This is a genomic window from Stenotrophomonas sp. 220_Sma (assembly GCF_056487375.1).
In genome coordinates, this window is record NZ_CM151348.1 from 2,383,689 (window position 1) to 2,403,550 (window position 19,862).

The following is a 19,862-nucleotide window of genomic DNA, read 5'->3' on the forward strand; positions in this document are numbered from 1 at the left end:
TCTAGATGCCTGAGCCATGAAGTGCTCGTGGGCGTCGCTGGCAACTCAAATACCTGGGGAATCAAAATGCATCGTATTGTCATTGTTGGTGGTGGGGCCGGAGGGCTGGAGCTGGCTACGCAGCTGGGCCGGAAGCTCGGGCGCTCAGGGCGAGCAAAAGTCACTCTTGTCGATGCTCGGATGACGCATCTGTGGAAGCCACTTCTTCACGAGGTTGCCTCAGGCGCGTTGGATGCCGCAGAAAGTGAGCTCAACTATCTCGCCCAGGCTAGCTGGAATCACTTCCAGTTTCAGTTGGGGCGGATGACGGGTTTGGATCAGAAGTCCAGAAAGATCGAGCTTGCCCCACTGTACGATGAGGAGGGCAACGTTATTGCGCCCCGTCGCTCGATCTCCTACGACACCCTGGTGATCAGCGTGGGTAGCGGAACGAACGACTTTGGAACTCCCGGTGCAGCGGATCATTGCCTGTTCCTGGACGATCCCGATGCCGCCATTGCTTTCCAGAAGCGGCTGCTGAGCGAGTACATGGGCGCGCAAGCGCGTGGCAAGTCAGAAACACTGGAGGTTGCGATCGTCGGCGCCGGTGCCACCGGTGTCGAGCTGGCTGCCGAGTTGCGTGATGCTGCGAGGCAATTTAGCGCTTATGGGCTGGACAAGATCTCTCCCGAGAATCTAAAGATCACGCTTATCGAGGCTGGTCCGCGAGTGCTGCCAGCTCTGCCAGAGCGCGTGAGCCTGCCGGTAGCCGAGCGACTTGTACATGAAGGCGTTCGTGTCATGTGTGGCTCGGCTGTCACCCTGGTGGATGAAGAGGGCCTGCAACTCGCCAATGGCATCAAGGTTGCTGCGAGGCTGAAGGTATGGGCGGCGGGCATCCGTGCTCCCGTCTTCCTTGCATCCCTCGGGAACCTCAAGACCAATCGCATCAACCAGCTCGAGGTATCTGAAACGCTGCAGACAACGCAGGATCCGAAAATCTTCGCATTCGGGGATTGTGCAGCCTGCCCGAATGGACACAGCGGTACAAACGTGCCTCCAAGGGCACAGGCCGCTCATCAGCAGGCTCACTTCCTTGCGCTGGCAATTGCCCGCCGTATCGAGGGGCGCCCGCTGCCCAGCTTCACCTATCGGGACTATGGATCGCTGGTGTCCCTGTCGAGGGAGGGCGCCGTTGGCACGCTGATGGGCAACCTCATGGGGTCATTCAAGGTCGAGGGCTGGCTGGCCAGGATGTTCTACATCTCACTGTATCGCATGCATCAGAGGAGCCTGTTCGGTACACGGCGGGTGGTTGCTCGCATGCTGGCAGACGCATTGGGACGGAGTACGGAGCCCCGCCTCAAGTTGCATTGATGCGGGCGAGCTGGGGGGCGGAGCTGTGAGTTAATAATTCCAAGGATAGGAATTATGAAATCCAATCTATTCCATATACAGCAATCCATCGAAGTCCAATACTTGGTCCCAACAGCTCGCCAAGAAGAATGCTGTAGGCGCATTCGACCTGATTGAAACGCGTTCTAGAGCCGGCGCCAGGGGCGGCGCGCCCGATGTTCCACTGATCAAGCTCGCCCCAAAGACCGTTGTCGCACTTATCTCGTTACACCCAAGGAGAACTCACATGAAATCCCGTGCAGCCGTTGCATTCGGTCCCGGTCAACCGCTCGAGATCGTCGAAATCGATGTTGCTCCGCCGAAGAAGGGCGAAGTACTGGTGAAGATCACCAGCACCGGTGTCTGCCATACCGACGCATTCACCCTGTCGGGCAATGACCCTGAAGGCCTGTTCCCGGTGGTGCTGGGCCATGAAGGCGCCGGCATCGTTGTCGAAGTGGGCGAGGGCGTGACCAGTGTGAAGCCCGGCGATCACGTCATCCCGCTGTACACCGCAGAATGCGGTGAGTGTCTGTTCTGCAAGAGCGGCAAGACCAACCTGTGCGTTGCCGTACGCGCCACGCAGGGTAAGGGCGTGATGCCTGATGGCACCAGCCGCTTCAGCTACAACGGCCAGCCGCTGTATCACTACATGGGCTGCTCGACCTTCAGCGAGTACACCGTCGTGGCCGAAGTCTCTCTGGCCAAGATCAATCCGGAAGCGAATCCGGAGCACGTCTGCCTGCTCGGTTGCGGTGTCACCACTGGCATTGGTGCGGTGCACAACACGGCCAAGGTGCAGGAAGGTGACAGCGTGGCCGTGTTCGGCCTCGGTGGCATCGGCCTGGCGGTGATCCAGGGTGCTCGTCAGGCGAAGGCTGGTCGCATCATCGCAGTGGACACCAACCCGTCCAAGTTCGAGTTGGCCAAGCAGTTCGGCGCAACCGAATTCGTGAACCCGAAGGATTACGACCGTCCGGTTCAAGAAGTCATCGTTGAGATGACCGGCTGGGGCGTCGATCACAGCTTCGAGTGCATCGGCAACGTCAATGTGATGCGTTCTGCGCTGGAGTGTGCACACCGCGGCTGGGGCCAGAGCGTTGTCATCGGTGTGGCCGGTGCTGGTCAGGAGATCTCCACCCGTCCGTTCCAGCTCGTGACCGGTCGTCGCTGGATTGGCAGTGCCTTCGGTGGTGTGAAGGGCCGTAGCCAGCTGCCTGGCATGGTCGAAGACGCCATGCGGGGTGAGATCGATCTGGCTCCGTTCGTGACCCATACGATGGGCCTGGAAGCAATCAACGAAGCCTTCGAACTCATGCACGAAGGCAAGTCCATTCGTACTGTCATCAACTACTGATGCACCGCAGCACCGGGCAACCGGTGCTGCACTTCCAACAATAGGAGTTTAAGTCCATGCAACACCAAACTATCCATCCCTCGGTCGATTCCGGCGTCGTTGCCGGAACCGCCGGCTTCAAGGGCGGCACGCTGAAGTGCCTGTGCTCTGACAAGCCGGTTGAGATCTCCGTCGCAAGCAATGTGGCCCACAACCACGCCTGTGGTTGCACCAAGTGCTGGAAGCCGGAAGGCGCCATCTTCTCCGTGGTCGGTGTCGTTCCCCGCGATACCGTTTCGATCACGGCGAACGCCGACAAGCTGGCGATTGTCGATCCGGCTGCGACCATCCAGCGCCACGCGTGCAAGGACTGCGGTGTCCACATGTTTGGCCGCATCGAGAACAAGTCCCATGCCTTCTACGGCCTGGATTTCATTCACGTTGAACTGTCCGAACAGAAGGGCTGGGAAGAACCGCGCTTCGCCGCATTCGTGTCTTCGATCATCGAAGGCGGCGGCGCAAGGCCGGAACAGATGGACGGCGTCCGTAGCCGCCTGAAGGCTCTGTCCCTGGAGCCGTACGACGTGTTGAACCCGCCGCTCATGGATGCGCTGTCCGCGCATGCTGCACGACTCAGCGGCGTTCTCTCCTAAGTAGTGTAAATGCCGCCCCTTGCATGCAAGGGGCGGTACTTCCTGACAGTACGCCACCGGCGTATACATTTTCGCTCAGAGCCTGGAGTCTTCGACCATGTCCTTGCTTCCCCCCAACGCAATGCACGAGCGGACTCTGCAGGGCGTACAGAGCACCGGCAACGCACGGGCAATTACGAAGGCCGCGACTCTCACTGCGGTCATGATGTCCGTCGAAATTGCTGGAGGATGGGCCTTCAACTCGATGGCTCTTCTCGCAGATGGCTGGCACATGAGCTCTCACGTGCTGGTACTCCTGTTCGCACTTTCTATCGCTTGGTACGCTGAGCGGAATCAGAGCCGCCCAGAGCGCGCGGCTCGGGTGCTAGCGGTTGAGCTCATCGCGGCGAGCGTAAGCGCGATGATCATGCTTTGGATTGCCGCTTCGATGGCCTATGAATCGACGGAGCGTCTCCATGCGCCAGAGGCTGTTCAGTACTCAGAAGCGCTTGCCATCGCCGTTGCGGGTTTGATTACAAATATATTCTCAGCGCGGTGGCTACATTCTGCCTACCATCGCGAAGGTGCTGCGGTTGATCATTGCCACGTTCCGCATGAGCGCCATGCTGACGAGAAGGGGCCCGGTGCGCGCAGGAGTCCCAATCTTCGTGCGGCCTATCTTCACGTCGCTACGGACACCGCTGTAACGGCACTCGCAATTACTGCACTTGTCGTGGGGATGATCTGGGACGTGACATGGCTGGACTCAGTCACAGGCCTCATCGGCGCGTCGGTTGTCGCAGTCTGGGCCATTAGATTGCTTCGTAGCTCCATTTCGGCGTGGACAGGTCGGCGTAAGTAGCTAGTGCGGTGGTGCCTCCGTGCTCAGCACGGAGACTAGCCCTGCGATTGGGAGCCTTCCACAAAACTCGCTGTGACCGGAGTCATTCCTGGACGCATCTGGCGAGCCCGCCGAGCGCCTATGCCCCACCTCACATGATGCGGAGTTGCTGGCGGGGTGGCCATTCTCTCAGTCAGAGATCAACAAACTGACTGTGATTCTGAAACGTCCATCTTGAGCGGCTGACGTTGCTTCGCAGCGAGGTGACGTGCCCTTCAGTCTAGGTCAGCACCTGGGGCGCCGGCTGTTGCTGCACTTAGAGAGGGCCTGGACGATCTCTTGCTCAGGCGAACGTCTTGGCGAGCCCAAGAGCGCTAGATACTGCTGCAGGGATGCGCCGCCTTTGAAAGCAATTGGCGTGCGGCCGGCTGATGGCCTGGTGTATGGCTCAAACCCCTTCCTCCGGGTCTACTGCGACAGCGCATTAGATCTTCAATTGAACCTCACATTGAGTCCAATGGCAGCAAGCCCATGAAAAGACTGGCGCTTAGTCGGTTGTCTGTGATGGCGGCACTTGTGTTCCTAGCCGCTGCCCGAGCCCCGGTGGCCCAGGCGGCCGAACAATGTGGCCCGGACGCGATGCGCGACCACCCGCCGCATATCAGCTTCCGCGCCGACAACGACCTGTTTGGTGGCCGCCACCAGGACCAGGGCTATACCAACGGCGCGCAGCTGACCCTGGTCTCGCCCAACCTGGTCGACTACACCGACGACCCCTGCCTGCCGCGCATGGCGCGCTGGGTGAACCAGTACCTGGAAGGCCTGCACCCGGGCAGGTTCGAACAGCAGAACATGATCTTCAGCATCGGCCAGGGCATCTTCACCCCCACCGACCCGACCCGCCGCGACCTGATCGAGGACGACCGGCCCTACGCCGGCGTGCTGCTGGCCAGCTTCGGCTTCAACGCGCGCAGCGGCGACCGCCTGCAGACCACCCAGCTGGCCGTGGGTGTGGTCGGCCCCTGGGCACAGGGCAAGCAGGTGCAGGACGCGGTGCACAACATCCTGGGCGACAAGAAGTTCGAGGGCTGGGACAACCAGCTGCACAACGAACCGGTGTTCATGCTGACCCATGAGCGCATGCGGCGCTGGCCGGCCGATGCCAGCGTCAATGCCGGCGGCTGGGGCTGGGATGCGATCAGCCACTACGGCGGTGCGATCGGCAACCTGGAAACCAAGTCCAATGCCGGTGGTGAAGTGCGCTTCGGCTGGAAGCTGCCCGACGACTTCGGCAGCACGCCGCTGCGTCCGGCCGGTGAAAACACCGCGCCGACCCGTGGTGGCCGCCCCAGCGGCTGGTCCTGGCACCTGTTTGCGACCACCGACGCGGCATGGGTAATCCGCGACATCACTCTGGACGGCAATACCTTCCGCAACAGCCACAGCGTGGACAAGCGCCACGTGGTCGCCCAAGGCGGCTACGGCATCGCGGTGATGCGCGGGCGCTGGAAATTCGCAATGGCGCGTTACCACAGCACCCGGGAGTTCTATGGCCAGCGCCAGTCGCCGGTGTTCGGAAGCTTCACTATTAGCCGCTCGCTATAGTAGATGGCGACGATCGCGGGTGTTCGACCATGCAATGTCCTTGAGTGCAGTACCTCGCAGAGCGACTACAGAAGTAACGCGGGAGTGCATGATGGAGAGTACTGAATGATGCTAATCACCAAGCTCGTCGTAGTCATCGTCGCGCTTGCCGCTGGGATCAAGGTGATTGATTGCTGTGTCGTGTGGGCAGCGCGACGAAGGCTGGAGAAACTTCAGAAGCAAAAGGCTCCGGCCCCATCGAGATCTCCTTTACCCGATGCCCTGGTGGTCTACTACTCTCGCTCTGGGCACACCGCCTTAGCCTCTAGTTATCTGGCGAACCAGTTACACGCCGATCTGCGTGCTGTCGAAGCATTTGACTACTCATTGGGCTTGGCCGGGTGGGTGAATGCTATGGCTGATGGGGGTCTTGATGACGCGTGGATAAATCCCGCGTGGATGGATCTAGCTCCCTATGACGCTATCTATTTGGGAACACCCATCTGGCGTGGTTGCCCAGCGCCGCCGGCTTGGGAGTTTGTTAGGAGCAACATGTTCCCTGGGAAAAAGGTCGTACTAGTCACTACATCCAGAGGATCATGGAAGCAGTCAGCTATTGAGCTCCTTGGGCGAGAGATAGTTCGACGAGGTGCGCGATCATTCGAGCATCGGCCTTTGGCGCGCAAGCGTGCCTGGTTCAGAAGATCGGACCCAGATGATCTCAGAATTACGGATCTGATGTGACCGACCTACCATGAATGCCCCCGGCCAATGCTGCGTTTAGTCGGCACCCCTCGCCTTAGCTAGCGCTATGCCAATCGCCGCGTCGCCCCTTGCTGCACGCTCGTCAACGGCCTAGGGCCGTCCCGAGAGTTTCGTGAGGTGGTTTCATTCGCGATTGTCGAGCCGTCCGTTAGACAACGCATGCTGGAGAGCAATCGCAACCTGCGTCGCGGCGTAGACCCAATCGTTGTCTTCTTCGTACGGATCCACTTCCGAATCTTCTTTGCCACCATGGAAGAGGTTGTTGCGGACTTGCCGCATGGCTTCCACCAGCGCGACCGCATCCGATTCGGCATCCAATGGGCAGGGGCAAAAGCGGGCCACCAAGTTCCCGTTCTCTTCAATAATCATCTGCTTCATGGGGCGCTCATCGCGTTGACAGAGAAGGCGCGCACGCGCCGACTCAGGAACCTCTGACGCGAAATCGTCGCCCAACTTTCGGACGCGCTCTTGCACCTTGCGCCAAGCCACGTCGGACGTCGGTTGCCCCGTCCGGTCTTTCCGGAAGAAGTCCCCGTGCCGTCGGAGCTGGAATTCCAGTTTGCTCACGGTCTTGAGAAGGTCGTAGGCGAGATTGGCGCTTACCGGCATTTCAGCATTCTATGTGAGTAGTGTGAGGTCCGAATCGCAAACTGCCACAGCGAAGGCACAAGGACCACCAAGAAATGGCGCTACTTGAGAGCCGCCTATCACGCGGGAGGATGTCATCCTGTAGGCCGGGCGTCGCACCTCATCTAGATTCTTGACCTATAACCGCTTCGGGCTGGCAACGCAGGTCGGCAGTGACTTGGGGCAACTTTGCCTAGACACCGCTAAGAATACTTGGACGGGGTTCGCGTGAAGGCCGCGCTTACGATTCGCCTCTCAGTAGTCGTCCATTGATTGCAGGTGAGTGCTGCGCTTCGACTTGGTGGCTGTCGAGTCTAGGTCGGGTTCATCTCCGTTCACCGTTACCCACTCGATGAGAGGGCCCAGGTCGGATTGGCGGCGGGCTTCCGCATACAGCTTGCTATAGGCGGCCATGGCGTATATCGGCGACAGCATGAGCTCCGCTGCCAAGGCGAAGACATCGGACTCGGGTGGCAGCGACACAGTGGTGAAGGCGTCGCTGTCGGCATCGGTGTGGCGCTCAGCCAGCGCATCCAGAAGACGCCGACGGAGTGCTTGCTGGAAGGGGCTATGGGTGGGATTAGGACACCTCAGGCCGTCTTCGACCGGAACCCAGGTGTCCAGTGACCAGGCGGGGGCGAGCACTTGCGGGGTTGCCGCGTCGTCAATCCCCTGTGCATTACCCTTCAGAGTGCCCATAGCCTGGACAGAAAGCCGATTTCGCAACAACCAGCGGTCATCAACCGAACGCTGCCAGAGAGTCCATAGACTCCCACCGGACCGCCATTGGCCGATCTCCTCGAACAGTTCGGAGGCCAGTCCGCCTCGCGCCTCCAGCTTTGAGGCAAGGCTCCATGAGGCCGCCAGCGCGGGTGGGTTACGGAGCGGATGGGCCACGTTCGACAGGCCTAGCCATTGCGCGAGCACCGCAAAATCGGATAGACCCTCCCTGATTTCCTTAGGAACGGCTGCAACGCATTGTCCAACGCTATCGATGTGCTGCCCGCCCCGCTGGAAGGCAGCGAGGGCCGCGTACAAGGCCCACATCGGGCTGGCCATTGCTTGCTCGGTTGATGGCACCGCCACCTCACGGCCGACTGTAAGCTGCGCTCGCGCCGCCTCCGTCGCAAGCCCGATCGGATCGAACAGCAGTGACGCACTTCCCATCCGGATCAGATGGATGGAGGCAGTCGCCAAGTCGAGCATTCGTGCGCCCTGAGTGTCCACCATCGGAGGGGTTGGCGGAGCTGAGGTACAGTCAAGGTAGATCTCGGTACGCCACCCCTTAATCACCGGGACGACCAGTCCGTCTTCATTCGACTCGCCCCAAGGGCTGGCCGTTCGCAGTGCGAGGCTGCCAGCTGTTGCTGCTAATTTGAGGTAGGCGTAGCCGAGCCTGTCGTCCGTACCACTGTGGATGAGGCGCTCCTCCAAGGTTGCCCCTACAATGGAACTGAGGTGCCACTGCCGCCACGGTGGCGCGGGGTTTAGAGCCCCGTCGGGACTGAAACTGGAGTCGCGCGCGAAGACAAAGACCTCACCGATTTCGCTGAGATCGCGGCTTGGCTCCGTCGGAATCATCGAGTATTCAGCGGCATGAAGGGACTGATATTCGTGCGTGGTTGACGTGCCGATGACGGGCGCAGCCGCGGAAAATTCGGGCCCGGGCAACCGCTGGTCGAGGGGCGCATCCGCCACAACGAACAGCGATTGCGTCGATTCGGCCCCGACGTGCACCAGGGCTTTGTAGAGTCCCGGAGCTAAGGACAGCGAGACCACTCCCGTACCGATGCTGACACGAGCGTAGCTAGCATCGAGCACCGTGATCTGCGCGTTGGGATTGTCCGTCCTCAACACCACCGGCTGCGCTGCAACCTGGTCGGTTCGCAAAGCGGGCATGTCGATAGGTGCAGCAACGGGAGGGGTGTTGCCTGCAGCTGGCAGCACCGGGTAGGGAACCTCGAAGGCGAGGTCGGGTAGATTCCCTGGTGTAACGACGAGATGCAGACCCGGGGTCAGCTCCACGATGGGATGCTCGAGCTGGCGAAGCTGGCTACTGCGTAGCTGCCCATTTGGCGCCATGTCGGTGGGCGGCGCGGGTGGGTAAGGAGAGATGTCAGGATCCGGTTGCCGGTCGATGGCCGCGGATTTAGCAATGATGCGGCTCAGGTCGACGGCAACCCGGCGTGGGAGCGCGGAAGCTGGCGCCGACGCCGGGCGCTGATATATTCGAATCCGCTTCGTTGCGGGAGTCAGTGGTGGCGTGTATCCGGTTTCCTGTTCGTAGCGATCGGCCCATAGCACTTGGAAGTAGTCCGCGACGGCGCGATCCGTCACCCATCCGTCGGCGTCAGGCGGTGCGCTGCGCAGCGCGTCCAGTAGGACGCTAGTGAACAGGCCGCGAGACTGCCCGGCCGGGCCAATGTTGCGCTCAAAGGACTGACGTCCCCGCGGCGCTCCATACGCCTGGAACAATCGGACGTGTGCCGTTCGTTGCCGGTCCGGCGGGGTCCAAGTCGGTTCGAGCACCTGGCTCGCCTTGAGTACGTCCTGGCAGCAGTCCGTTACCAGGATGATTTCATCAAAGAAACCCGCGTTGGCGATTTTCGACGCATAACGTAGGACGGCGATATGCGCCGTATCGCCGTTTTGCGCGACGGCCGAGAATAGTGCCGGGTCGTGGATCGTCGAACCTGCTGTGAACCCGTGTCCGGCGAAGAACAGATACAAGCGCTGTCCAATGCGGTCATGCCATCCGTTCGGGGTGCGCAGCCATAGATTAAGCGCCTTCTTGAGCTCCTTCTCGGTCGGGTTTGCGTCGTCCGGGGTCGCTGCCACGCCATAATCCTGCGACCGTATGACTTGGATACGTCGGGTGTCCAGGTCGCCGTACTCCGGATCGAGGAGCCATTGCCGGAACTCTTCGCCATCGTTCTCAGGTCCATGGAGGTCACTCAGGCCGGGATAGCGGTTAATTGTCAGCACGATCGCGTAGTGATCATCTCGCGGCATGTCCACATCTCTCCCTGTTGCGTACACAAGGGCACCTTTGGCGTGCTCTCGAAGATGTCACCATCCGCCGAGGAGGCTCTCAACGCTGAGCAGCGTATCTTCGTCGTCGTCGAAAGCTCCGTGATCAATGCTTGTGCTGTTCAAGCCTGCTGTCTGTCCTTGGGACTTGGACCAGATCGTACGGTTCGGTGCAGCTCCGAGCCACGCGCGGACTGCACCTATTTCGGGAAACTTGCTATCTGAGTAGATGTGGTGCCAAGCGAAGAAGCGTTCCATGCCCAGCAGCGGCATGTCCGGTTCGTCGACGAGCGTTCCGTCGGAATTTTGGCGCGATTCGAGGACACCCGACACCAGATAGAGGAGGGAGCTGGGATAGATGAAGCGCTTCCAGTCCTGCCCATTGGGAAATTTAGAGTCGTCTCCGACGACCTGATCGTCCCGTTCGAATTCATCGCGCATGCCAAACAAGCGGAAGTGACGGATGCGATCGCCATGTTGGGTGATCGTGGCGGCAAAGCGCTCGTAGGTGATGGCGGGCGCCAGGAACACGACGTCGAATGCAATCTCGGCCGGCAGAAGCTCTGATGCCTTGTCAAGCCAATTGGCGATGTAGACGGCGCCAGTGCTGTGGCCGACTAGAGTGATCCTCGATAGCAGCCCTTCAGAGGCATGGGCGGCACGCAGCCGCTCCAGCAGCGCAGTTCCGGCATACAGGTCGGAGCCGTCGCCGAACGCATCGAGTGAGTCCTGCTTCATGCGGTTCCACTGGAGTGCCTTGCCCCATTCATTGAGTCCACTGCCACCAAAATGAACACCACGCAACACTTCCTCTACGACCGTTGCATACAGGCCGTGATCGCGTTGATCCGCGTACCGACGCAGAACACCCTGCAGGATGCGCTTCACCAGAAGGGCAACTTTGAACCAGACGATCAACCCGCGGCCTCCCTCGATCCCGGCGACCTGCGTTGATACCGCCTGCGAGAACGGGGTATCTCGAACGCTCGCTCCTCCCCCGATGAATGCATCGCGTGCTTCGTCTAACGCGGTTGGCAGGGTTTGCATGGCGACCACAAACTCGCTGTCGGTTTGCAAGTCGGCTTCGATCTCGGCGTCGTCGATCAGCGCACTCGCCGCACGCGCACCTGAGGGCCCAACTACAGGTTTGAAATCACGGTAGGGCACGTGATTGCGACTGGGATCGCTCCAATATGTATCAACTGCCTGGCGGACCTTCTCTGCATCGACGTTGCCCGGCGTGATGGTCCGGGCGCCGTTGCTACCTCCCAAGCGGCGGAGCGCGTGCTCTAGCGCCTTGCGCACCAGATTCTTGAATACCGGCTCATCCGGCAGCTCGCGCAGGTTGTTGCGGATCGTTTCAACGAAACCCGACTCCCACACGGAAAAAACCGGATAGGCCGATTGAGAAAAGCGCCCCTCAAGTCGCTGGGCAATACCGATACCCGCGGCCTTGTCGACCAGGCCCCCGTGAAAGTAAAGCAGCAAATGACCACGCCCGTCCTTACGAAGCGCCGTGACGATAGCGTCGATATCCTCTGGCTTCGTATCGGTTCCGGCACCGATACAGCCGTTGCGACTGTGGATTTGATGCAGACTGCCCATACCTAGCCCCCTGTGACCAGAATGATGCCAACCCAGAGTGCCATGAGTTTATGAAGTGGGCAATCAGTAATCGCCTAGGTAGGGATTGGTCACCTCAATGCCGAGTAAGCGAAGGGCTAGAGTTGAATGCCCCGGACCATGCCGCAGCTGGGGCGGTAGTTTGCATTTGGCGCTCGATCGATAGGGACACGAGGGCACGGCTCATCGACCGGATCATTGAGGTACAGACGGAGAATTGGCTTTGAATGCCAATGGCGTCCATCTGATACGGTTGCTATGTAGGGTAGCTACCCAGGCAGGGGTAGCGCGGTATCCGTGCCGGGCCTCAAGTTTGGCTACGATCATGCCATCCGCTAATTCAGCTCGCCAAATAGCCACGGTTGGATCGCGGTTGGATCGTCGACGCAGAGGTGAAATTCGTTCGGCGGCTCCTTCTCTGCATCGGTGGCGCAGCGCAGCTCATGTAGTCGGTATTGGAGTAGTGCTGCACGGGTTCTTAACCTGTAGGCTGCCTTACCTCCGAAATACTCGATACGCACCATATCCTTCTGATCTGGTGTCAGATGCGGATGGGGGACGATCGACAGCTCTACCTGTGTCTGCCAGGCGGCGTCCTGGCTAGGCTCGGCCCGCTCTGGCCGAGGATCAGCCAGCTGTTTCAAGCCGCTCAGCCGATTTATAGACAGGTCCAGGAAGCGTCCGGCTTCCGCCTCGTCCTCGGCGATGACAAATGCGCGAACATGCCAGCGCCTGCCTGCCTGCACCAGCGCATGAGGGAACAGTCGTTTGGTGCGAGGTGCTGGGTTGCGCATGGAACGGTGCTCGCCAACGAGCCCCTTGCCCTCTCTGCAGGCACGATTAAGCAGTGCGAAGTGGCGTCGTTCAACGCCGCCGAGGATAAGCTGGGAGCTCTCGATAAAGCCTGTAGCTTCCTGGGGGCGCTCAAACGCAAGGTACTCTTCGATCAGCCCTTCGGTTAGGAGGGGTCTGAAGCCAGACATCGCCACGTATCCGCGCACATGGCTTCGGTACTCAAGGCCGCCTCCATTGAGTTCAGCATATTGGGTTAACAATCGACTTACCGTGGTGATATGCAGATCAAACACTTGGCGTACTCGCTCATTGGTGACTTGCCCCTCCCAGAGGAGCAGCGTTTCGATGGCTCGAAGTGTTTCCGGACTTTTGTTTGGATTGGGGCGGGGGCGGGGCATGGGGCTGGGCCGGGGTCAGATGACACGCAGCTTAGCATTGATGCTAAGTTAGCGTTTATGATATGTTAGCGTTTATGCTAATGTGAAGTAGACAGCCCAACTTCTGTGGAGTTGCACAGTGTCCAGCTCTCTGTTTGAGGTACTGCCATCGCAACTCTTTCGCCCATTGGCCTCGGCAAATCGGGAGAACTACTGGCGGCTGCTCTTGGGTCTGTACGAAGAATTCTTCGGGCCAGAGGCTGAGGTTCCCCCGGCGACCGGCTGGGAACGGCGGCAGTTGACGCAGTTCATCGAGAACTACCTCGAACACGATGACGCTTGGCAGGCAGAAGAGGGGGTAGGCCAGCTCACTCCGCTCAACATTCGCGCCAACATGTACTTGAGCCATCTCACGGAGAATGGCTGGTTCGAAGAAGAGCAGGTGGGACTCACGCGCACTCTGTCCATGACTGCTGTGGTAAGCCGTTTCCTTGCCACCTTGCAGGTCTTCACAGAAGACACGCCGGCGATGGTCGGCGCGAAGATGCGTTCCATTGAAGACACATTACGTCGGGTGCTTGATCCTGCAAGCAATGTCTACGGCGACGACTTCGTAAACGCCGGCGACAGCGCCCATGCGCTTCTGTCCGGGATTGCCGCCATGAGTCTGAACGTGCGTACCCTACAGCGCGAGATATTCAAGTCCGCGACCCCCGGGGCGGCTATCCGTCGGTTGTTTGAAGACTACATTTCCAAGCACGTCATGGCTGACTATGCGGACTTGGCTGGCGCCGATCACCCCCTCGCACGAAAGGCGCAGGTGCTGAGCCTAACTCAGGAAATCCATTACGGGGATCATCGGGAACGGATCATCGTGTGGTTGGCCGAGCGACGCTACAAAGGTGATAAAGGCACGGCTGAGGCTGTCTATGAGAAGGCGGTCAGGCGATTGAGCAATGTCTATCGTCTGCAAGACTACTTCGATCGCTTGGGCCAGGATCAGCGCCATATCGAGCGTCGCATGCTGGCCATGATCGAGTACCAGCTTCGCGCGCCGGGCCAGCTCGAGAGACGGATCAAAAAGGCTATCGCCGGAGTCAATGCTGCGGAGAACTTCGACGCCTCCATGCCCGTTGGGCCCGGAGCATTGCTTTCCGGTGAACTCCTGTTTCAACCACGCATCGCCCGTCCGCCCATTCCCAGGACCGCCGATTCTCCCCGGCAGATGACAGCCGAGCAGGAGGCGCGGATGAACCTGCACAGGCGTGCGCGTGATGCGCGTACCGCCATGCCAACAGAGGTGAGGGTGTACTTGCAGGGTGTCATGGGAGGAGGCAGGCAGATCCGGGCGTCTCAGCTTCCCATCACCGGTATCAAGCAATTTCGAATGGTGCAGACGCTGTCCACCTACGCACAGGAAGCAATGACAGGCCTCGGAAAGAAGCACCATGAAGGAATTTCAAAGCGACTACCTGGATATCGCTTCCAAAGCGCCGGTGATGAACGAATTGCCGGGCCGTATTTGGACATGCCGGACTTCTACATCACCAAGGTGAAATGACATGGCACGCCACTGGGAAAAGGCGCTTAGCCGCGACACTATGTACGAGGAGCAGGACTACGAGCAGGCGGCCTATCGGCTAGTAACCCACCAGGTCTTGTCCGCCTCGGACCGGGCGACCCGGAAGGATTACGGCATTGTCAGCCGAAATATCAATGACTTTGAGCAGGTAGTTCGTCCCCTCGGCATCGAGCTGTTGCACGACACCAACTACCAGTACATCGTGGCGCGGCCCGTGCACGTACTGACCCAACAGCGAGCCAGCAAGGACGAAACCCTGCTGCTGTTGGTGCTCGCCGGCGTTCATCATCGCGTCCGTTTCGAGGGGCGCGAAGAGCCAAATGGCGAAACTTTCGTCGATTTGCCTGACTTGCAAGAGCACTACGAGAAGGAAACGGGCAGGGACTTTCCCTCGCCTGGGGACTTCCGCTCTTTGATGGCCAAGTTCAAGCGCTGGGGGATTGCTGCCTTTGAGGACAGGGACGATGTACGGAATCAGCTCGCGAAGGTTCGCATCCATCCCGCGATCGGAGATCTGCTGCGGAAGGAATACTTGAGCCATCTGGAATCCTTCCGCAAGGAAGTGGCAGGTGAGGGGGATGCAGCTACTTTCGACGCAATGAATGAAGTCACGGAGGATGGCAATGTATCTGCTTGAGAAATTTCACCTGGTACAGTTTTTCCTATTCCGTGCCGAAACCCTGAGCTTTAGTCCTGCAACGGGCATTGTGGCGCCTAACGGATCGGGAAAATCTGCGATTCTGGATGCGATGCAGATCGTCTTGTACGGAGGGGATCAGAATCAAATCGATCTCAATGCGCAGTCAGGGGGCGTATCAGGCACTCGGGGGCGTTCAGTGCGCGAATACTGCCTCGGTTACTATCGCGGTGACGAGCATATTCGTGAGAATGCGACGTCCTATTTGACCATGGTGTTTCGCGACACTGAGGGCGAATTGCCGCCGGTTTCGGTTGGCCTGGCCCTGGGCGCATCAGTGGGCGACCCAAAGCTGCACGTCTACGGGCGCTATGTGGTCCAAGGGGTTGCGCTCGCGTTAGATGATCATCTTGAAGCGAACGCCGAGGCGGAACTTTTGCCGTTGGCCTGGGGAACGTTCAATAAGCTGATGGAGGACGCAGTCAGTCGCGTGAATGGTAGGCTCGCAGTGCCTCCGTCGGCGGAGAAGCAGGTTGAAGCAATGTTGTTCGCCTTGCGCCCCAAAGGAGGGGGCAGCATCGACCCGAGAGCTTTTCGGCGAGCGATGAAGAATGCGCTTAATCTGCAGAAAGTTCCTGACACCAGCAGCTTTGTTCGAAATTACATTGTCGATGCCCATCCTATCGAGCTCAAGAACTTCCGCTCCCAGCTCGACAATCTGCGCTCGCTTCAAGCCAAGGTTCTGGAAACACTGGACAGGCTTGAGTACGTCAAAAGCTTGATCGCAGCCGGTCATAAGGCTACTCAGACTCGGATGCACGCAGCGACCTATAGGGCGCTGTTGGATGACTATGAGCGTGAACAACACATGGATGCTGTTGATGCGGCACAAACTACGCTGCATGAAGCGCGGGACAGGCATCAGGCAGCGCAGAACGCAGTCGACAGCGCCAAGGCAGAGCATGATCGACTCAACGGCGTGCACATCGAACTAGAGCTTCAATCAGCAGCAGATCCGGCGATCAGTGCCGCCCGTGACCTGGCCAGCGAACGAGAGAGATCACTTAGACCTATCAAAACCAATGTGGCCCAGGCCCTTCGCGAGGTGGTGGCGGGCTTCGAGAAGGCCAACCGCGTGAAACCCGATCTCGGAGGCTGGCAGCATCTGGCGATGCCTTGGGTTGAGCTTCTTGACGCGGTTTCCAGCACATCCGTATCCGATGCGCTTGTGCTTGACGTTTCGCAGGCCTCGGCAGCATTGCGCGAGTCCAGCATGCGGGTTGCTCCGATCATCCAGTCGGCAAGGCGTCAGCTAGACCATGACGAGCAGAGGCTGTCCAAGCTCGGAAATGAGCTTAGGATCGCTAACGAGCAGATCAAACGCATCCAAGAAGGCAAAGCGGAACTCCCGCCGGCCGTCCAAGCAGTTGTGAACATACTTGGAGATAAAGGACTTCTGTGCACGCCCGTCTGCGATTTGGTCACGGTCACAGATGCTGACTGGGCACCCGTAATCGAGGGATTCCTTGGTCGTTCGCGCACTGCCCTGGTTGTCCGTAGCGGCAAATTTGAGGATGCCTTGTCCGTTTTCAACAAGATTCCGTGGGATACAAAGCCGGATTCAGTACTGTTGGTGAACCCGGTGAAGTCGAAGGCGGATATGGGTGTAGTTCCGCCAATGGGTCTCGCGCATCTGATCGCGGGTGACAATCAAGTGGCGGTGGACTATATCCGTCTTCGACTCGGCCGGCTGGAGCGATTGGAGCGCGTCACTACGGATAGCCCTGAGGGCTTCACCCGTACTGGCGAGCAGGCTGGACGTGCTGATTTCGGCCGTCGACGCCCCTTGTCTGCAACGGAACTGGTGCTGGGACGCCAAGATGCCAGCCATCGCCTGGCGGTGCTTCGGCAGCAGCGCAGCACGTTGGGGCAGAACGCAGCCGAGTGCGAGCAGGAGGCGAACCGGTCGCGCCAGTTGGTTGAAGCCCTTGAGAAGTTGGTGGGACTTGAAGGACGTATCCAGGACATTGAAAGATGGCTGAACTCGCACATTCAGGAGCAATCCGCGCTTGATGCAAAGGCGGCGATGCAAGAGATCGCAAGCGCACCTGATCTCCTTGCTCGTCAGCTGCTCATCACAGAGGCAAGGCGAGCTGCCTTGGCAGCACAGTCGAAGCTGGAAGAAAGCAGCAGAGACGTCGGAACTCATGGTGAGGCTTTCCGGCAAGCACAGAGACGGCTAGACGAGCTTGCGGATAGAACCAACGGAATCTGCTCAAAGGCGGCTCTCAGTCGCCGCAATGAATACGTGGGTGATGAGTGGTTCGAAACAAAACGCGATGAGTTTGATGGTTCCGGCCTATCGCTGCATACGATTGTGGCGAAGATCAGTGACGCTACGGTTAGAAGTGGCAATCAGCTGTCTTCCCAAGTGCAGGCGTTGGCAAGTGACATGTCCACGTACGCAAACCAATTCGATCCTCAGATGGATATCGCGGTGGGCGACCTGGGCGCCATGTGCGAGACAATGGCTCAGGAGAAGCAACGGCTAGAGGAATCCGAGCTCCATCACTACCAAGTGCTTTCCGCGGAAGCTGCAGAAGCGGCAGAGCAAACGTTCAAGGTGCAGATCGCCGCCCGCCTGAGCGACCACTTCGCCAGCATGCGCAGCACGCTCAATGAGCTGAACAGTACGATGGAGCGCTTGCCGCCATTCTCGAACAACGAGAAGTATCACTTCGTCACCAATCTCAATAAGGATCATGAGTCGCTGTACAAATTCATACTGAAGGTGGCTGGTGCGGGACTGGAGGGGGATATCTTCTCTGGCCAGGTGGATGCTCCTCCTGAGTTCAGGGCGATGCTTGAGGGAAAGGATGCAGAGGCCAACAGGCTTCTGGAGGACTATCGCAATTTCTTCAACTTCGAGATTGACGTTCGCAGCAATGGTGTGACGGTGACCGACTTCTCAAAGCGCATGGACAAGGGTTCCGGGGGCGAGCACCGCGCGCCTCTTTTCATCGTTGCTGCAGCGTCGATGGCGCGCGCATTGGGAAAGTTGCGCGGTGATCAAGGCGGCATGTCGCTGATAATTTTCGATGAGTTGGGTGACAAGATTGACTCAGTGAATACCCGTGCCGTCTTTGAGTACCTGAAGGCATTGGGCCTTCAGCCCATCGTCGCGGCACCGGACGATGCCTTGGGTAAGATCAACGAATCGGTGGATACCTACATCGAGATGTACCGTGACGACGATCTTATCTCCATCAAACACGTCCGCATTGATGACGATGGTCATGTAATTCTGGATTCCGACAACTGGCGCAAGCATCCCGAGCTTCTCGAGGAAGAGCTCAAGCGTGTTGAAGCAAGTCGAATGCCCCATGGGGAAGGGGTCGTTGCATGACTATAGCCCGGGCCTTCCTGACGTCAATTTTCAATCGCTCCCAGAAAGCAGTGAGTCGTGGCAAGGATGAGCGAATAGCTCTCAGGCTGACAGAGTCATCATGCCCAGAGTTCTTCAGCCTGCGCAGCATCGAGGATGCAAGAGCGTTTCGTTCCGAACTTGAACTGGCTGAGCGCTCTGGAGCCATCGAAATCAAGGCCAAGGTGATGGTGCAGCCGCCTCTAGATGTTGCGGGCGTTGCCGTACTGAACCTCGCAAAGCTGGCGAACTTCTTGGGCGCACGACTTCGTCGTGATTCCGTATCAGAGGCCCGTTCCATGCTGGACACTCACACCGGCCTTTTCCCCGTACTGACCGAGGTCATTGAGCGCTGGTCGCTGGGCCATAAGGTTCGCGGGCAAGAGGCTACCGATGCTTCTGTAGCGCAAATACTGGATGCAATCAGACTCATTTCAGCAAGGCGAGGTGTCGTCAGGGACGAACTGTTGCGCCGGGTTTCGGCCATGATGTTTGGTGACAGCAAGCGAGTGGAGGGCATCGTGAAATGGATCGATTTGCTTTGGTTCAACTCTATTGCACCATCTGGACTTGATAGTAGCGAGGTCTTCTCGGCCATAGGCCTGCACAAGGAACCATTGCCCGTACTGATCTCAGGTCCGCTTACGGTTGTTACGTCGACTACGGTGGTGGGAGTGGTTCATCCATATCTCGGCTTCGCTCCTGCCCACATCGCTGGATTCGTGCCGAATCCAGCCGTGCCGAGCTGGCGTGTTCTTACCATTGAGAATCGACAGACATTCCATGAGTTTGCTGAGGCTGCATCTGATCAGGTCGGCCTCGTACTGCTCTATACCGGTGGTATGCCGTCCCCATCCTGGAGACAGGTCTACATGCTGATCTTGAAATCACTTCCTCGCCAGACAACTCAGGCGTTCCATTTCCGCGACTTGGATGAGGGCGGGATGAGGATTGGCGCCGTCATCGCAGGATCTGCCGCCGAGGCGGGGTTCACCCTGAAGCCGTGGTTGATGGATCCCAGGGAGCTCATTGGTCTCGGTTACGCTCTCAAGCCAACGGCTGAATCGGTGTCTAGCGCAATGTCTCGAACTTGTCGATCCATCGGGTGGAATGACTTGGCCATTCATGTGGAAACGCATCCGGGGACGCTGGAGCAGGAGGTTCTCCTTCCACAGTTTCCAGGCTCCTAGAATTCTGGGCAGTCTGACCTAGGCGACAAATTGCTTTGCGCCGTC

14 protein-coding genes are annotated in these 19,862 nt (G+C 58.9%); 10 read left to right on the plus strand and 4 right to left on the minus strand.

Going from position 1 to position 19,862, the window contains the following annotated elements; genetic code table 11:
- Positions 1–66 precede the first annotated feature (66 nt).
- The 6 genes from ACZLIB_RS11195 (at position 67) to ACZLIB_RS11220 (ending at position 6,511) form a co-directional block, all read left to right on the plus strand.
- On the plus strand, positions 67–1,356 hold the full coding sequence (locus ACZLIB_RS11195; RefSeq protein WP_164171422.1) for an NAD(P)/FAD-dependent oxidoreductase: 1,290 nt from the start codon (positions 67–69) through the stop codon (positions 1,354–1,356).
- Positions 1,357–1,621: 265 nt separating this feature from the next.
- Entirely contained in the window at positions 1,622–2,731 is a 1,110-nt protein-coding gene (locus ACZLIB_RS11200) for an S-(hydroxymethyl)glutathione dehydrogenase/class III alcohol dehydrogenase (RefSeq protein WP_005413335.1), read from the plus strand.
- A gap of 56 nt (positions 2,732–2,787) precedes the next feature.
- Entirely contained in the window at positions 2,788–3,363 is a 576-nt protein-coding gene (gene gfa / locus ACZLIB_RS11205; RefSeq protein WP_005413334.1) for an S-(hydroxymethyl)glutathione synthase, read from the plus strand.
- A 97-nt stretch (positions 3,364–3,460) separates the two neighbouring features.
- Complete coding sequence (locus ACZLIB_RS11210; protein ID WP_099596065.1) at positions 3,461–4,204, plus strand: cation diffusion facilitator family transporter; 744 nt, start codon at positions 3,461–3,463, stop codon at positions 4,202–4,204.
- 543 nt (positions 4,205–4,747) lie between these two features.
- Positions 4,748–5,788 carry a lipid A deacylase LpxR family protein gene (locus ACZLIB_RS11215; protein WP_164171421.1) on the plus strand — a complete coding sequence of 347 codons (1,041 nt, stop codon included), beginning with the start codon at positions 4,748–4,750 and terminating at the stop codon, positions 5,786–5,788.
- A gap of 108 nt (positions 5,789–5,896) precedes the next feature.
- On the plus strand, positions 5,897–6,511 hold the full coding sequence (locus tag ACZLIB_RS11220; protein ID WP_442245956.1) for a flavodoxin family protein: 615 nt from the start codon (positions 5,897–5,899) through the stop codon (positions 6,509–6,511).
- Between the two features lie 144 nt (positions 6,512–6,655).
- Here ACZLIB_RS11220 and ACZLIB_RS11225 read toward each other — a convergent pair whose 3' ends face one another.
- From ACZLIB_RS11225 to ACZLIB_RS11240, 4 genes are all read right to left on the minus strand, one after another.
- The gene (locus ACZLIB_RS11225; RefSeq protein WP_017354472.1) at positions 6,656–7,141 is read right to left on the minus strand and encodes a hypothetical protein; all 486 of its coding nucleotides are present in this window, start codon (positions 7,139–7,141) and stop codon (positions 6,656–6,658) included.
- Between the two features lie 273 nt (positions 7,142–7,414).
- Entirely contained in the window at positions 7,415–10,171 is a 2,757-nt protein-coding gene (locus tag ACZLIB_RS11230) for a caspase family protein (protein ID WP_164171420.1), read from the minus strand.
- A 57-nt stretch (positions 10,172–10,228) separates the two neighbouring features.
- Positions 10,229–11,794: a hypothetical protein gene (locus tag ACZLIB_RS11235; protein ID WP_164171419.1), complete on the minus strand. Its 1,566-nt coding sequence runs from the start codon at positions 11,792–11,794 to the stop codon at positions 10,229–10,231.
- Between the two features lie 353 nt (positions 11,795–12,147).
- Positions 12,148–13,005 (minus strand): BrxR family helix-turn-helix transcriptional regulator, encoded by an 858-nt coding sequence (locus ACZLIB_RS11240; RefSeq protein ID WP_146027645.1) that lies wholly within the window; start codon positions 13,003–13,005, stop codon positions 12,148–12,150.
- A gap of 118 nt (positions 13,006–13,123) precedes the next feature.
- Between ACZLIB_RS11240 and ACZLIB_RS11245 the strand changes: the two genes are divergently transcribed.
- Genes ACZLIB_RS11245 through ACZLIB_RS11260 form a run of 4 tightly spaced genes read left to right on the plus strand, consistent with a single transcriptional unit; the run spans position 13,124 to position 19,817 of the window.
- The gene (locus ACZLIB_RS11245) at positions 13,124–14,545 is read left to right on the plus strand and encodes a Wadjet anti-phage system protein JetA family protein (RefSeq protein WP_164171575.1); all 1,422 of its coding nucleotides are present in this window, start codon (positions 13,124–13,126) and stop codon (positions 14,543–14,545) included.
- A gap of 1 nt (position 14,546) precedes the next feature.
- Complete coding sequence (locus tag ACZLIB_RS11250) at positions 14,547–15,203, plus strand: DUF4194 domain-containing protein (RefSeq protein WP_102947213.1); 657 nt, start codon at positions 14,547–14,549, stop codon at positions 15,201–15,203.
- Positions 15,190–18,609, plus strand: a complete 3,420-nt coding sequence (locus tag ACZLIB_RS11255) for an SbcC/MukB-like Walker B domain-containing protein (RefSeq protein ID WP_164171574.1) — start codon at positions 15,190–15,192, stop codon at positions 18,607–18,609. Before ACZLIB_RS11250 ends, ACZLIB_RS11255 begins: the two co-directional genes overlap by 14 nt.
- Positions 18,606–19,817, plus strand: coding sequence for a hypothetical protein (locus ACZLIB_RS11260; protein WP_478469878.1), 1,212 nt, complete (start codon positions 18,606–18,608; stop codon positions 19,815–19,817). The genes ACZLIB_RS11255 and ACZLIB_RS11260 overlap by 4 nt, the downstream gene beginning before the upstream one ends.
- Positions 19,818–19,862: the final 45 nt, after the last annotated feature.